Annotated in this window: 18 protein-coding genes; 16 read left to right on the top strand and 2 right to left on the bottom strand. The window is 70.8% G+C overall.

Features of this window, described 5'->3' with window-relative positions:
- Nucleotides 1–15 precede the first annotated feature (15 nt).
- Together IO24_RS0122635 and IO24_RS0122640 are read right to left on the bottom strand one after the other, a co-directional pair.
- Nucleotides 16–618, bottom strand: a complete 603-nt coding sequence (locus IO24_RS0122635) for a hypothetical protein (protein WP_031138167.1) — start codon at nt 616–618, stop codon at nt 16–18.
- A 136-nt stretch (nt 619–754) separates the two neighbouring features.
- The gene (locus tag IO24_RS0122640) at nt 755–1,609 is read right to left on the bottom strand and encodes a methyltransferase domain-containing protein (protein WP_045296448.1); all 855 of its coding nucleotides are present in this window, start codon (nt 1,607–1,609) and stop codon (nt 755–757) included.
- 199 nt (nt 1,610–1,808) lie between these two features.
- On the opposite strand from IO24_RS0122640, the gene proS reads away from it, so the two are divergent.
- The 16 genes from proS to dprA all read left to right on the top strand — a co-directional run bounded on the left by proS (nt 1,809) and on the right by dprA (nt 14,744).
- On the top strand, nt 1,809–3,224 hold the full coding sequence (proS, locus tag IO24_RS0122645; protein ID WP_031138171.1) for a proline--tRNA ligase: 1,416 nt from the start codon (nt 1,809–1,811) through the stop codon (nt 3,222–3,224).
- A 324-nt stretch (nt 3,225–3,548) separates the two neighbouring features.
- On the top strand, nt 3,549–4,151 hold the full coding sequence (locus tag IO24_RS0122650) for a hypothetical protein (RefSeq protein ID WP_031138173.1): 603 nt from the start codon (nt 3,549–3,551) through the stop codon (nt 4,149–4,151).
- Nucleotides 4,152–4,443: 292 nt separating this feature from the next.
- Nucleotides 4,444–4,863 carry a 30S ribosomal protein S16 gene (gene rpsP / locus IO24_RS0122655; protein ID WP_031138175.1) on the top strand — a complete coding sequence of 140 codons (420 nt, stop codon included), beginning with the start codon at nt 4,444–4,446 and terminating at the stop codon, nt 4,861–4,863.
- 2 nt (nt 4,864–4,865) lie between these two features.
- Nucleotides 4,866–5,105, top strand: coding sequence for an RNA-binding protein (locus tag IO24_RS0122660; protein WP_005479813.1), 240 nt, complete (start codon nt 4,866–4,868; stop codon nt 5,103–5,105).
- 82 nt (nt 5,106–5,187) lie between these two features.
- Nucleotides 5,188–5,748 (top strand): ribosome maturation factor RimM, encoded by a 561-nt coding sequence (rimM, locus tag IO24_RS0122665; RefSeq protein WP_031138177.1) that lies wholly within the window; start codon nt 5,188–5,190, stop codon nt 5,746–5,748.
- Nucleotides 5,748–6,581: a tRNA (guanosine(37)-N1)-methyltransferase TrmD gene (trmD, locus tag IO24_RS0122670; RefSeq protein ID WP_031138179.1), complete on the top strand. Its 834-nt coding sequence runs from the start codon at nt 5,748–5,750 to the stop codon at nt 6,579–6,581. Before rimM ends, trmD begins: the two co-directional genes overlap by 1 nt.
- 136 nt (nt 6,582–6,717) lie before the next feature.
- Nucleotides 6,718–7,068 carry a 50S ribosomal protein L19 gene (gene rplS / locus IO24_RS0122675; protein WP_031138181.1) on the top strand — a complete coding sequence of 117 codons (351 nt, stop codon included), beginning with the start codon at nt 6,718–6,720 and terminating at the stop codon, nt 7,066–7,068.
- 45 nt (nt 7,069–7,113) lie between these two features.
- Nucleotides 7,114–7,839: a signal peptidase I gene (gene lepB / locus IO24_RS0122680; RefSeq protein ID WP_031138183.1), complete on the top strand. Its 726-nt coding sequence runs from the start codon at nt 7,114–7,116 to the stop codon at nt 7,837–7,839.
- On the top strand, nt 7,832–8,923 hold the full coding sequence (lepB, locus tag IO24_RS0122685; protein ID WP_031138185.1) for a signal peptidase I: 1,092 nt from the start codon (nt 7,832–7,834) through the stop codon (nt 8,921–8,923). Before lepB (IO24_RS0122680) ends, lepB (IO24_RS0122685) begins: the two co-directional genes overlap by 8 nt.
- Complete coding sequence (gene lepB / locus IO24_RS0122690) at nt 8,811–9,764, top strand: signal peptidase I (protein ID WP_078899360.1); 954 nt, start codon at nt 8,811–8,813, stop codon at nt 9,762–9,764. The genes lepB (IO24_RS0122685) and lepB (IO24_RS0122690) overlap by 113 nt, the downstream gene beginning before the upstream one ends.
- Nucleotides 9,765–9,815: 51 nt before the next feature.
- Complete coding sequence (lepB, locus tag IO24_RS0122695; RefSeq protein WP_031138189.1) at nt 9,816–10,595, top strand: signal peptidase I; 780 nt, start codon at nt 9,816–9,818, stop codon at nt 10,593–10,595.
- Nucleotides 10,585–11,109, top strand: coding sequence for an NUDIX hydrolase (locus IO24_RS0122700; protein ID WP_031138191.1), 525 nt, complete (start codon nt 10,585–10,587; stop codon nt 11,107–11,109). Before lepB (IO24_RS0122695) ends, IO24_RS0122700 begins: the two co-directional genes overlap by 11 nt.
- 56 nt (nt 11,110–11,165) lie before the next feature.
- Nucleotides 11,166–11,474, top strand: coding sequence for a DUF2469 domain-containing protein (locus IO24_RS0122705; RefSeq protein WP_003993268.1), 309 nt, complete (start codon nt 11,166–11,168; stop codon nt 11,472–11,474).
- A gap of 85 nt (nt 11,475–11,559) precedes the next feature.
- A complete protein-coding gene (locus IO24_RS0122710) occupies nt 11,560–11,961 on the top strand; it encodes a YraN family protein (protein WP_078899361.1) in 402 nt (133 codons plus the stop codon).
- Complete coding sequence (locus IO24_RS0122715; protein ID WP_031138195.1) at nt 11,962–13,587, top strand: YifB family Mg chelatase-like AAA ATPase; 1,626 nt, start codon at nt 11,962–11,964, stop codon at nt 13,585–13,587.
- A complete protein-coding gene (gene dprA, locus IO24_RS0122720) occupies nt 13,584–14,744 on the top strand; it encodes a DNA-processing protein DprA (RefSeq protein WP_031138197.1) in 1,161 nt (386 codons plus the stop codon). The genes IO24_RS0122715 and dprA overlap by 4 nt, the downstream gene beginning before the upstream one ends.
- The last annotated feature ends 6 nt before the right edge of the window (nt 14,745–14,750 follow it).

Raw genomic sequence — 14,750 nt, forward strand, 5'->3', positions numbered from 1 at the left:
CGGCGGCCCGGCGCATCAGCCGTTCGGGAACTTCCAGATGAACGGCTCGCCGTCCTCCTCGGACCAGTGCACCTCGACGCTCTTGGCGTTCGCCGGGATCACGTACGTCTCGCAGAAGACATGGCTCTCGCCCTGCTTCCAGGCCTCGACGTCGTACGGGTCCTCGCAGCCCGCCGCGTCCTCGGACGCACCGATGAGGACGGAGCCGCGCTGTCCGTCGGCGAAGACCGTGGCGCCGTCGTGCACATCGGAACCCTCGGTGAGGGCGGGACCGCTCTTGTGCGTGTACTTCACATGTGCGACGGCCAGCACCTTGCCCTTGACCTTGTCCGGCTCGGAGACGACCTTCGCCGCCTCCGCCTCGGTGCCCACGTCGACCTTCTGCGCCAGAACCTCGTAGGTGACCTCCCCCGGGTCCTCCGCGACCTTGCCCGTGGCGCTCTCGCCGGCTCCCCTCTCGCCGCCGGAGGTCGGCTCCGGCGACGGTGAGGCCTTGGCCTGAGCGGTGCCCGTGCTCTTCGCGTCGGCAGTGTCGTCGCCGCCACCGCAGGCGGTGAGCGTCAGGGCGAGGACGGCGACGGGCGCGACGAGGCGCAGCGCGGTCTGGTGGTGCGGCACAACAGCTCCTGTATGCAGATGTGTAGGTCCTTCGAGCGGTGGATCACATTAAGCGTTCATGATCCACTCGGTGAAGCCCGAAGGACCCCATGGTGTTTTCTTCACACCATTCACACGTGCATCGGAAGCCTGTTCGTCAGGGCTTCCGGGCGATCAGGTACCGGAACACGTTCGGCATCCACACCGTCCCGTCCTGGCGCTGGTGCGGATGCAGGGCCTCGGTCAGCTCCTTGTCCACCTGCACCTGGTCCGTCGCCGTCATCGCCGCGTCGAACAGGCCCGTCGACTTCAGGCCGCGCACCGCGCTGTCCACGTCGGCGTAGCCGAAGGGGCACGCCACCCGCCCCGAGCCGTCCGGCTTGAGCCCGGCACGCTGGGCGACGTCCTCGAGGTCGTCGCGGCAGGCCGGACGCCAGCTGCCCGAGTGGCGCAGCGGCTCCGCCAGCTTCGTGGCCACCCGCATCACGGACGCCGTGGCACACCGCTCCGGCGGACCCCAGCCGGCCAGCACCACGGCCGCACCGCGCTGGGCGAGCGGCGTCGCCTCCGCGAGCAGCCCGCCCAGTCCCTCCGAGTCGCCCGCCAGGCACCCGATCGGCTCGAAGGCGGTCACCAGGGTGTGCCCGGGAGCGCCCGGCACCGCGGTGTCCCGGGGTGAGCCGTCGACCAGCCGGGTGTCCGCACGTGTACCCGTGCCCTGTGTCCCGGTCAGCAGCCGCTCCCGCGCCAGGGTCATTCTTTCGGGGGAAGCGTCGACACCGGTGACCGCCGCTCCCCGGGCGGCGGCCATCAGCAGGGCGAGTCCGGAACCGCAGCCGAGACCGAGCAGCCGCGTGGCGGGACCCACGTCCAGTCGCTCGTAGACGGCCTCGTAGAGCGGTACGAGCATCCGCTCCTGGATCTCGGACCAGTCACGCGCGCGTGCACGCAGGTCCACACGGGGTGCGGCCCCCGCGTGAGGCAGGTGCTGCCGCACGAGCGTAGGTGTCATAAGTAAGCGCCCCAATCCGCCGAGAGTTGCCTCTTGCCCGATTCCATGGCCCCCGTGACAGTGCGCTCGCACTCCCCCCGTATGCCAGGAAACTCCCCCCTCGACCTGTCGTCCAGTGGAATGCGGAAGGGCTTGTGAGTTGTCATGTGCCTATGGCGAGATTTCACATTCCGGTAACCCGGGCCCGTACCATCCCGCCATGGCCAAGGCACCCGTTCTCACCCCCCAGGCGGACGACTTCCCGCGCTGGTACCAGGACTTGATCACCAAGGCGGAGCTCGCCGACAACGGTCCGGTGCGCGGCACCATGGTCATCCGACCGTACGGGTACGGGCTGTGGGAGCGGATGCAGGCGGAGATGGACGCCCGCATCAAGGAGACGGGCACCCAGAACGCGTACTTCCCGCTGCTGATCCCCGAGTCGTACCTCGCCCGGGAGGCCGACCACGTGGAGGGCTTCGCGCCCGAACTGGCCGTGGTCACCCACGGCGGCGGCAAGGAACTCGAAGAGCCCGCCGTGGTCCGACCCACCTCCGAGATGATCATCAACGAGTACTTCGCCAAGTGGGTGCAGAGCTACCGCGACCTGCCGCTGCTCATCAACCAGTGGGCGAACGTCGTGCGCTGGGAGCTGCGGCCCCGCCTGTTCCTGCGGACGTCCGAGTTCCTCTGGCAGGAAGGCCACACCGCGCACGCCACGTACGAGGAGGCGCGCGATTTCGCCGCGCGCATTCACCGGCGGGTCTACGAGGACTTCATGCTGAACGTCCTCGCGATGGACGTCGTCCCAGGCCGCAAGACCGTCAAGGAGCGGTTCGCGGGCGCCGTCAACACCCTCACGCTCGAAGGCATGATGGGTGACGGCAAGGCCCTCCAGATGGCCACGAGCCACGAACTGGGCCAGAACTTCGCGAAGGCCTTCAACACCCGGTACCTGTCCAGGGACGGCCGGCAGGAGCTGGTCTGGCAGACCTCATGGGGTTCCACCACCCGCATGATCGGCGCCCTGGTGATGATGCACGGCGACGACAACGGCCTGCGCGTCCCGCCCCGGCTCGCGCAGATCCAGGCCGTGGTGCTCGCCATCAAGGGCGAGGAGCCGGTTCTGGCCAAAGTCCGCGAGCTCGGCGACCGGCTCAAGGCGGCCGGTGTCCGCGTCCACGTCGACGACCGTACCGACATCCCTTTCGGCCGCCGCGCCGTCGACTGGGAGCTGAAGGGCGTGCCGGTCCGGATCGAGATCGGCCCGCGCGATCTGGAGAACGGCACAGCGATGCTGGCGCGCCGCATCCCGGGAGGCAAGGAGCCGGTGTCCCTGGACGCCCTGGCGGAGCTGATTCCCAAGGCTCTCGAAGAGGACCAGGCGCTGCTGCTGAAGCAGTCCCGCGAGCGCCGCGAGTCCCGTACGACCGAGGTCTCGACGTTCGAGGAGGCCGTCGAGGCGGCCACCGCCGGCGGCTGGGCGCGCATCCCGTGGGCCGTCCTCGGCGAGCAGGGCGAGGCGGAGCTGGCCGAGCACGCGGTGACCGTACGGTGTCTGGTCGCCGAGGACGGGTCGGTGCCGGACGACGGTGACGCACCCGGTAACGTCGCGGTCGTCGCACGCGCTTACTGAGTCCTCGCACGCGCCGGCCGAGTGGGGCGCAAGGCGGCCGAAACACCTCTTGCGTACCCGCGCGTCCCTGGTACCCCGGCGTGCGGATGTCCCCTACGCGCCGATCGGGAGGGCGGCCCGAAGGGCCTCGTTTGAGGGCGGTGGCGGGAGACGGGTGGGCGTACGCGGGACTACGCACCACCTTGTGGTGAGCTGCGAGGCTTCTCCACAGATCAGCGCACCCGCCCTCGTCGGGACGCATCAGAGGCAACTGACGGGTACGTGCAAATTATTTGGGATGGCCCGGAATCGGAACACTGGGGCACCCCGGCTCGTTGTCATTACGTGAGCACGACACAGACACCACCTGTTCTCGCCGCAGAGCTGGCACAGGCGTGGGCCGACGTTCAGCGGTACCACCCCGAGCTGCCCGACCTTGCCGCGCCAGAGTCCCTGATCGGGGAGTCGTCGTCCGCGTGCGGTCACGAGCTCTCCTTCGAGCGACTGCTCCATGAGGCAGTCCATGGCATCGCCGCCGCGCGCGGCGTCCGCGACACCTCCCGTGCCGGCCGCTACCACAACCGCAGATTCCTCGCGATCGCCGAGGAGCTGGGCCTGGACCACCCCGAGGAACCGCACCCCAGCAGCGGATTCTCCCTGGTCACGCTCACCCCCGAGGCGAAGCGCCGCTACCGCCCGACGATGGAGCGTCTCCAGCGAGCCCTGAAGGCCCACACCGCAGCGACCTCCTCCGACACCTCCCGTACCTTCCGGGGCCCGGCCGCCCGGCACGGCTCCTCCGGCGGCGGCGTCCGCGTCAAGGCGGTCTGCGACTGCGGCCGCAACGTCCGGGTCGTCCCGTCGGTCCTCGCCCAGGCCCCGATCGTCTGCGGCGGCTGCGGCAAGCCGTTCCGGATCCCGGACGTGGTGGGAGCGGTAGCCGGCTGACGCCCTCCACCGGCATCTCGTGGCTGCCGGTCGCAGGCGCAGGGCTCGGGCCGGTGCGCACCCGATGTGTCCCACCTCCACGCCGGGTGCGCCGTCGGCATGCTCGCGCTCAGGCCCGGGCCCCCGGCCCGGAGCGGCCCACAGGGTGTGGCACAATGGCTAGCTGTACTCGACAGCCGCACAGGAACCCTCTCGCCTCCGGCTGACGCGTCCATCGGGCACTCGGGTACCGCAACCCCACGCGGCTCTCTCGCCGTGCCCAACCACGTCAAAACCAGGAGAACCCACTCCCGTGGCAGTCAAGATCAAGCTGAAGCGTCTGGGCAAGATCCGTTCGCCTCACTACCGCATCGTCGTCGCCGACTCCCGTACCCGCCGTGACGGCCGGGCCATCGAGGAGATCGGCAAGTACCACCCGACGTACAACCCGTCGGTGATCGAGGTCGACGCCGAGCGTGTGGCGTACTGGCTCGGTGTCGGCGCGCAGCCGACCGAGCCCGTGATGGCCATCCTCAAGAAGACCGGCGACTGGCAGAAGTACAAGGGCGAGCCCGCCCCGGCTCCGCTGCTGACGCAGCCCGAGAAGGCCGCGCGTCCGTCGTTCGAGGCCATCAGCGGTGACGACGAGGGCAAGGGTGAGGCGATCACCCAGAAGAAGAAGGCTGAGAAGAAGGACGAGGCCGCCGCTGAGTCCGCTTCGACCGAGGCCTGAGCATGCTCGAGGAGGCTCTCGAGCACCTCGTGAAGGGCATCGTCGACAACCCTGACGATGTGCAGGTCGCCTCGCGCGACCTGCGCCGCGGTCGCGTGCTCGAGGTCCGGGTCCACCCGGACGACCTCGGCAAGGTGATCGGCCGCAACGGCCGCACCGCACGCGCCCTGCGCACCGTCGTGGGCGCCATCGGCGGTCGCGGTGTCCGCGTCGATCTCGTCGACGTGGACCACGTCCGCTGACGCTTATCGCGCAACCGGCTCGGGCCGGGGAGGGCCACAGGGCCGTCCCCGGCCCGCAGTCGTATGACAGGAGAATGGACACGTGCAGCTGGTAGTCGCACGGATCGGCCGTGCCCATGGCATCAAGGGTGAGGTCACCGTCGAGGTACGGACCGATGAGCCGGAGCTGAGGCTCGGCCCTGGTGCCGTACTCACCACCGATCCCGCCGCCGCGGGACCGCTCACCATCGAGACGGGCCGCGTCCACAGCGGCCGCCTCCTGCTGCGCTTCGAGGGCGTCAGCGACCGCAGCGGCGCCGAGGCCCTGCGCAACACCCTCCTGATCGCCGAGATCGACCCGGAGGAACTGCCCGAGGGCGAGGGCGAGTACTACGACCACCAGCTCATCGACCTCGACGTGGTCACCGCGGACGGCGCCGAGGTCGGCCGCATTACGGAGATCTCGCACCTGCCCTCGCAGGACCTGTTCATCGTCGAGCGCCCCGACGGCAGCGAAGTGCTGATCCCCTTCGTCGAGGAGATCGTCGCCGAGATCGACCTCGAGGAGCAGAAGGCCGTCATCACCCCGCCGCCGGGCCTGATCGACGACCGCGCCGAGATCGCCTCCAGCCGGGAAGACGCCACCGGCCGGGAAGAGTCGTGATGCGCCTCGACGTCGTCACGATCTTCCCCGAGTACCTGGAACCGCTGAACGTCTCGCTCGTCGGCAAGGCACGCGCGCGTGGGCAGCTCGACGTGCACGTCCACGATCTTCGTTCCTGGACCCACGACCGTCACAACACCGTCGACGACACCCCCTACGGCGGCGGCCCCGGCATGGTCATGAAGACCGAGCCCTGGGGGGACGCACTGGACTCCGTCCTGGCCGACGGCTACGAGACGGGCTCCCGGGCGCCCGCCCTCGTCGTGCCCACCCCCAGCGGCCTCCCCTTCACCCAGGAACTCGCCGGCCACCTCTCCGAGCGCCCCTGGCTGATCTTCACGCCGGCCCGCTACGAGGGCATCGACCGCCGCGTCGTCGACGAGTACGCGACACGGATGCCGGTCTACGAGGTGTCCATCGGCGACTACGTCCTGGCCGGCGGCGAGGCGGCCGTCCTCGTCGTCACCGAGGCCGTGGCACGCCTGCTGCCCGGAGTCCTGGGCAACGCCGAGTCCCACCGGGACGACTCCTTCGCGCCCGGCGCCATGGCGAACCTGCTGGAGGGACCCGTCTACACCAAGCCGCCCGAGTGGCGCGGCCGGGACATCCCCGACGTGCTGCTCAGCGGCCACCACGGGAAGATCGCCCGCTGGCGCCGCGACCAGGCCCTGAAGCGCACCACCGCCCACCGGCCCGACCTCATCGAGCGGTGCGATCCCAAGGCCTTCGACAAGAAGGACCGCGAGATGCTCTCCATCCTGGGCTGGGCACCCGACCCCCAGGGGGAGCCGTACGGCCGATTTTGGCGCAGGACCGACGGCGTGGAAGAATAGCCAGCTGTTGTGCGTCCGTCCGGCGTGCGCCCCTGCCACAGGGGGAGACGACGTCCGCCCCGACCCGCACACACCTGATCCCGAAACACCTAGTTTCCGTTGATGACCTGTGGCATCAGCGAGGAAAGCAGACGAAATGTCTCACCTGCTCGACACCGTCGACTCCGCGTCGCTGCGCAGCGACGTCCCCGCCTTCCGCCCGGGCGACACGGTCAACGTGCACGTCCGCGTCATCGAGGGCAACCGCTCCCGTGTGCAGCAGTTCAAGGGCGTCGTGATCCGCCGCCAGGGCTCCGGCGTGCGCGAGACCTTCACGGTCCGAAAGGTCTCCTTCTCCGTCGGCGTCGAGCGCACCTTCCCGGTGCACACCCCGATCGTGGAGAAGATCGAGCTCGTCACCAAGGGTGACGTCCGCCGCGCCAAGCTGTACTACCTGCGCGAGCTGCGCGGCAAGGCCGCCAAGATCAAGGAGAAGCGCGACAACTGAGCGCTCTCCGGGGTTCGCGTCGGGGCCGGATAGCATCTGGCTCCGATGGACACCGAAGCACAGCACACGGAGCGCGACCGCTCCTCCCGCCCTTCCGAGTCCGAGGGAACGACCTCGGACTCCGCAGGGCCGGAGGGCCGGTCGCGTTTCGCGTTGGTGTCGCGTGCCAGCGACTGGGTCCCGGGCGGCAGGATCACTCTCACCCTGCTGGTCTGCCTGTTGTTCCTGCTGCTGCTCAGCACGTTCGTGCTGCGGCCGTTCCAGATCCCCAGCGGATCCATGGAGCAGGGATTGAGGGTCGGGGACCGGGTTCTCGTAAATAAGTTGGCATACCGTTTCGGTGCCGCGCCGCGGCGGGGAGACATCGTCGTGTTCGACGGGACCGGGTACTTCGGGCACGCGGACTACATCAAACGCGTTGTCGGCGTAGGGGGAGACCACGTGGTCTGCTGCGACAGGGAGGGGAGGATCCGGGTGAACGGCCGGCCGGTCGACGAGTCGGGCTTCGTGTACCCGGGCGACAGCCCGTCCGCGGTGCCCTTCGACGTCGTCGTGCCCGGCGGCACCCTGTTCGTCCTCGGCGACCACCGCAGCGACTCCAGCGACTCCCGCGACCACCTCGGCTCGCCGGGCGGCGGCATGATCCCCGTCGGCGACGTGATCGGCCGCGCCGACTGGATCATCTGGCCCTTCGGCCACGCCACCCGGCTGCACCGGCCGGACGCCTACGCACGCGTGCCGGCCGCCGGAAGGGCGGGCGCCCATGGGTAACCGCGGCAAACCGCGCGGCGTCCCCGCGAGCCCCGCGGAGAACCTGCTGCCCACCGGCGCCCGACGCGCCGCCGGCGCCTCCAGTGGCCGGACACGCGCCGAGCGGCGCAAACTCCAGCGCAAGGTCAAGCGGCGCCGCAGGCGCGGTGCCGTCAAGGAGATACCGCTCCTCGTCGGCGTCGCCGTCCTGATAGCGCTGGTGCTGAAGACGTTCCTCGTCCAGGCCTTCGTCATCCCGTCGGGCTCCATGGAGCAGACGATCCAGATCGGCGACCGCGTCCTGGTCGACAAGCTCACCCCGTGGTTCGGCTCCGAGCCGCAGCGCGGGGACGTCGTCGTCTTCAAGGACCCCGGCGGCTGGCTCCAGGACGAGCAGCCCGCCACGCGGAAGGACGACCCCGTCGTCATCAAGCAGGTCAAGGAAGGGCTCACCTTCATCGGCCTGCTGCCGTCCGAGGACGAGAAGGACCTCATCAAGCGGGTCGTCGGCGTCGGCGGCGACCGCGTCAAGTGCTGCGACACGCAGGGGCGCGTGACCGTCAACGACGTCCCGCTGAACGAGGACTACCTGTATCCCGGAATCGCCCCGTCCGACACGCCGTTCGACATCACGGTCCCGCAGGGGCGGCTGTGGGTGATGGGCGACCACCGGAACAACTCCGCGGACTCCCGCGCCCACCAGGACACCGACTACGGGGGCACGGTCTCCGAGGACGAGGTCGTGGGCCGTGCCATGGTCATCGCCTGGCCCTTCGGGCACTGGAACATGCTGGAGGAACCGAATACGTACGCCTCCGTGTCCGACTCGGCCACCGGGTCGACCGCTGCTCCCGAACTGTCGCATAGGGTTGCCTCCTACGATTCGAACGGAACGATCCAGCTCCCGACCCCTGCGGAACTCCCGCTCGTTATGGGAGTGGTGGGCCTGCGTCGTGTGTGGGGCAGGCGGCGGCACAGAGTGAGGAGTTGGCGTGGGGGATGTGGCGGTTGGCGCACGGTCCGGACACGACGGCGAGGAGCATCGCGGACGCCCCGCGGAATCCGCCGTCCCGGCCGCGGACAGCGCCGTGACCTCCGGGAGTGACTCCGGGGCAGCCGAGGACGACAAAGTGACGGGCGAGCACACGACAGACGGAGGCCAGGGCCCGGGCGGTACGGCCCGGAAGCCGCGCTCCTTCTGGAAGGAGCTGCCCATCCTGATCGGTATCGCGCTGGTACTGGCGCTGCTGATCAAGACCTTCCTGGTGCAGGCGTTCTCCATCCCCTCCGACTCGATGCAGAACACCCTCCAGCAGGGTGACCGCGTCCTGGTCGACAAACTCACCCCCTGGTTCGGCTCCGAGCCCGAGCGCGGCGAGGTCGTCGTCTTCCACGACCCGGACAACTGGCTGGCCGGCGAGCCGACCACGGATCCGAACGCCCTGCAGACCTTCCTCAGCTGGATCGGCCTCATGCCGTCCGCTGAGGAGAAGGACCTCATCAAGCGCGTCGTCGGCGTCGGCGGCGACACGATCGAGTGCAAGAACACCGGCCCGCTCACGGTCAACGGCAAGGCGCTGAACGAGCAGGATTACGTCTACGCCGGCAACACGCCGTGCAGCGTCGACGACCAGGGCGGCCAGTTCAAGGTGAAGATTCCCCAGGGCTACATCTGGGTCATGGGCGACCACCGGCAGAACTCGCGGGACTCCCGCTACAACCAGGCCGACAAGAACCACGGCATGGTCCCGGTGAAGGACGTCGTCGGCCGTGCCGTCGTCGTCGCCTGGCCGATCAACCGCTGGGACACCCTGCCGGTGCCGGACACCTTCGACCAGTCCGGTCTGAACGCTCAGCCGAACGCGGCCGGTCTGCCGGTCGCCCCGCAGGGGATCGCGCTCCTCGGTGTGGTGCCGGTGGTGCTCTGGCGCCGCAGGAAGCCGTGAACCCGGCCATGGGCTGACCCCGGCCGGTACCCCCGGGTAGGGTGCGGACCCATGGGTGGCGAGAGCATGACGCACACGGCCCCGCGCAGCGGTGGCTCGAGCACGGGCCCGGTGGGCAGCCGGACCGGACAGCGGTTGTCCGGGCTGGCCGTCGCACTGGGTCTGGTGCTGTTCCTGGGCGGTTTCGCCTGGGGAGCGGTGGTCTACCGGCCGTACACCGTCCCCACCAGTTCGATGACTCCGACGATCGACGCGGGCGACCGGATCCTGGCGCAGCGCGTCGACGGCGTCGAGGTGCGCCGCGGTGACGTGGTCGTCTTCAAGGACGCGACCTGGGCCAACGCGCCGATGGTCAAGCGCGTGGTCGCCGTCGGCGGCGACACGGTCTCCTGCTGCCAGGACGGCAAGCTGAAGGTCAACGGCAAGGAGATCGACGAAACGTACCTGCCCAAGGACACACCGGCCGAGATGAGCAACTTCCCGACCGTGACCGTGCCCAAGGGCCGTCTCTTCCTGCTCGGCGACGAGCGCGGCAACTCCGTGGACTCCACGGCCCACCTGACCGACGCCGCCAGCGGCACGGTGGCCCGCTCCGCCGTGGACGCCCGCGTCGACGCCGTCGTCTGGCCCATGAAGGGCGTGCTGGAGCGCCCCACCGGCTTCGAGGCGCTCGGCACCCTCTCCTCGCCCGGCCCGCTGCGGACGATCACCGTCCTCGTGATCGCCGGCGCCGTGCTCGTCCTGGGCGGAGGCGCCTACGGGCCCATCGCCAAGCGTGCGGGCGCGGCCCGGGCCCGACGGGCGAGCGCGGAGCCCGCCGGTGTCCGCTGAGGCCGTGGGGGCGGGCCAGGACACCTACGAGGGCGGGCTGCGCAGAGTCGCCCGGGTCGTGCTGCTCGATCCGCAGGACCGCATCCTGCTGCTGCACGGGCACGAGCCGGACGATCCGGCCGACGCCTGGTGGTTCACCCCCGGCGGGGGAGTGGAGGGTGACGAGACCCGTGAACAGGCCGCCCTGCGGGAACTCGCCGAGGAGACGGGCATCACCGAGGTCGAGCTCGGCCCGGTGCTGTGGCGGCGGAGGTGCTCCTTCCCGTTCGCGGGCCGCCGCTGGGATCAGGACGAGTGGTACTACCTGGCTCGTACCGAGCGCACGGCGGTGGCCGCCACCGGGCTGACCGAGCTGGAACGGCGCAGTGTCGCCGGAGCGCGCTGGTGGACGTGTCCGGAACTGGACCGGGCACATGAGACGGTGTATCCGACCAGACTCGCCGGGCTGCTGCGGACGCTGCTCGACGAAGGTCCCCCGGCCAGGCCTGTGATCCTTGACCCGGAAATCGTCTAGGGGCTCACGGGACTGGCGCACAATGGGGGGATCGCACGGCTGAAGGGGAACATGCCATGAGCGCCGAGGACCTCGAGAAGTACGAGACCGAGATGGAGCTGAAGCTCTACCGGGAGTACCGCGATGTCGTCGGTCTGTTCAAATACGTGATCGAGACCGAGCGGCGCTTCTACCTGACCAATGACTACGAGATGCAGGTGCACTCGGTCCAGGGTGAGGTGTTCTTCGAGGTGTCCATGGCGGATGCCTGGGTGTGGGACATGTATCGGCCGGCACGGTTCGTGAAGCAGGTCCGGGTCCTCACGTTCAAGGACGTGAACATCGAGGAGCTGAACAAGAGCGACCTGGAGCTGCCGAGCGGGTGACACCCGCTCGGCCACCCGGAAGGGTGACGGGGTTGTCCACAGCCGGTGAGCTGTCCACCAAGATCCACTTCGCGGTGGTGGGTGCGTGATCGTTGGCGCCGGAGGTGGTGCCGACATGACCGCACAACTGGCACGCAGTGCCATGGGCAAGTACGGGGAGAGCCTGGCCGCACGGCGGCTGACCGAGGCCGGCCTGACGATCCTGGAGCGCAACTGGCGCTCCGGCCGGACCGGCGAGATCGACATCGTGGCCAGGGACGGGGACGTCCTGGTCGTCTGCGAGGTGAAGACCCGCAGGGAGGGTCCCTTCGAGCATCCGATGGCGGCCGTGACCCCGCAGAAGGCGGAGCGGCTGCGGGACCTCGCCGAGCGGTGGATCCAGGCACACGGGGGCGCACCGCCCGGAGGGGTCCGCATCGACGTGGTCGGGGTGCTGCTGCCGGCCCGCGGCGCCGCCGTGGTCGAGCATGTGCGGGGGGTGGCCTGAATGGCATTCGCCCGTACGTGTTCGGTGACGCTGGTGGGCGTCGAGGGCGTGGTCGTCGAGGTCCAGGCCGACCTCGAACCCGGCGTCGCGGCGTTCACCCTGGTGGGACTGCCCGACAAGAGCCTCACGGAGAGCCGCGACCGGGTGCGCGCCGCGGTCGTCAACTCGGGCGCGGCCTGGCCCCAGAAGAAGCTCACCGTCGGCCTGAGCCCGGCCTCGGTGCCGAAGTCCGGCAGCGGCTTCGACCTGGCCGTCGCCGCGGCCGTCCTGGGCGCGGCGGAGCGCATCGACCCGCGGGTCCTCGCCGACATCGTGATGATCGGCGAACTCGGGCTGGACGGGCGGGTACGGCCGGTGCGGGGGGTGCTGCCGGCGGTGCTGGCGGCGGCGGACGCGGGCTACGAACAGGTGGTGGTGCCGGAGTGCGCTGCCGCCGAGGCGTCCCTCGTGCCCGGCGTGTCGGTGCTGGGCGTCCGCTGTCTGCGGCAGTTGATCGCCATCCTGGCCGACGAACCGGTGCCCGACGAGGAACCGGACGAGCAGGGCCGCCCCGATCCCTTGCTCGCCGGGCTGCGCATGCCCGGGACCGGCGCGGCCACGGGCATGCAGAGCATCGGCGCGGCCCACCACGACCACGGCCACGACCTGGCGGACGTCGTCGGGCAGACCTCGGCCCGCACGGCCGTGGAGGTGGCCGCGGCGGGCGGGCACCACCTCTTCCTCGAAGGCCCGCCCGGCGCCGGCAAGACGATGCTCGCCGAGCGGCTGCCGGCCATCCTGCCCCGGCTCGGCCGGCAGGAGTCGCTCGAGGTCACCGCGGTCCATTCGGTGGCGGGCCTGCTGCCCCCCGGCAAGCCGCTCATCGATGCCGCCCCCTACTGCGCCCCGCACCACTCGGCCACCATGCAGGCACTCGTCGGCGGCGGCCCGGGCATCGCGCGGCCCGGCGCGGTGTCGCTGTCTCACCGCGGGGTGCTGTTCCTGGACGAGACCCCGGAATTCAGCAGTCGGGCTCTGGACGCACTGCGGCAGCCGCTGGAGGCGGGGCATGTCGTGATCGCGCGCAGCGCGGGAGTCGTGCGTTTCCCCGCGAAGTTCCTCATGGTGCTCGCCGCCAACCCTTGCCCGTGCGGCCGGTTCTCGCAGCGCGACGACCTGTGCGAGTGCCCGCCCTCGGTCATCCGCCGCTACCAGGCCAGGCTCTCCGGCCCGCTGCTGGACCGGGTCGACCTGCGCGTCGAGGTGGACCGCGTCACCCGCACCGAGCTGACCGCCTCCGGCGCCAGGGGCGAGTCGACCGCGACGGTCACCGACCGGGTCAGGGCGGCCCGGGAACGGGCTGCGGGGCGCCTCGCCGGCACCCCCTGGTGCACGAACAGCGAGGTGCCCGGCCGTGAGCTGCGCAGCCGCTGGCACGCCCTGCCCGGCGCGATGGACGAGGCCGAGCGGAGCCTGGAGCGGGGCGTCCTGACCGCCCGCGGCCTCGATCGCGTCCTGCGCGTGGCCTGGACCGTCGCCGACCTCGTCGGCCACGACCGGCCCGACGCCACGGACGTCGCCCTCGCCCTCCAGCTGCGCACCGGTGTGCCGCGAGGCGTCCCCATGGCCATCGGGGCACCGACATGAGCGCCGGCGACGAACCGGACGACGAGCTGCTCGGCCGCATCCTGCTCACTCGTGTCATCGAGCCCGGCGACGAGGTCGGCGGGCGATGGGTGCGGGAGCTCGGGGTCGCGGAAGTGGTACGGAGGCTCGGGGAGGGCGGGGTCGTGCTGCCGGGGGTGAGCGGGAAGCGGTGGGCCGGACTGGTGGCCAGGGCGCATGCCGCCCGGCCGCGCCGGGATCTGGAGGCGGCCCGGGACGCCGGCGTGCGGTTCGTGACTCCCGGGGGCGCGGAGTGGCCGGGGCAGCTCGACGATCTGGGGGATGCCCGGCCCCTGGGGCTGTGGGTGCGCGGGCGGCCCAGCCTGCGGATGTGGGCTCTGAAGTCGGTCGCCGTGGTCGGCGCCCGGGCCTGCACCGAGTACGGGGCCCATATGGCCGCGACCCTCGCCGCCGGTCTCGCCGAGCAGGGCTGGGTCGTGGTGTCCGGCGGCGCCTACGGAGTCGACGGCGCCGCCCATCGCGGAGCGCTCGGCGCCGGCGGCGCCACCGTCGCCGTCCTCGCCTGCGGGGTCGACCGGCCCTACCCCCGCGGCCACACCCGGCTGATCAGCAGAATCGCCGAACAGGGACTGGTGATCGGCGAGTTGCCACCCGGCGATCACCCGACGCCGAGCCGGTTCATCCTGCGGAACAGAGTGATCGCCGCTCTCACCCGCGGCACGGTGGTCGTCGAGGCCGCCCACCGCAGCGGCTCCCTGGTCACCGCGCGGGCGGCACAGCGCCTCGGCCGGCACACGATGGGCGTGCCGGGCCCGGCCACCAGCGGGCTCAGCGCCGGAGTGCACGATCTGCTGCGCGCAGAGGCCGTCCTGGTCACCGATGTCGCGGACGTCGTCGAACTGGTCGGTGACATCGGAGAGCTGGCCCCCGACCGGCGAGGCCCCGTCCTGCCCCGGGACCTGCTGGAACCTGCCGCCCGGCAGGTGCTCGCCGCACTGCCCGGACGCGGGGTGGCCCGGCCCGACGAGATCGCGCGCTCCGCACAGACCGCACCGGACGACGCGATCGCGAGACTGTACGAACTCCGAGCACTCGGTTACGTCGAACGACACGGCGACGGCTGGAAGTTGACACGCCAGGCGGTGATGTCGGTCCGCGGGGGTCGCGGGCTGGGCTGACCGTCT

Source organism: Streptomyces flavovariabilis, from assembly GCF_000725785.1.
Taxonomy (GTDB): Bacteria; Actinomycetota; Actinomycetes; order Streptomycetales; family Streptomycetaceae; genus Streptomyces; species Streptomyces hawaiiensis.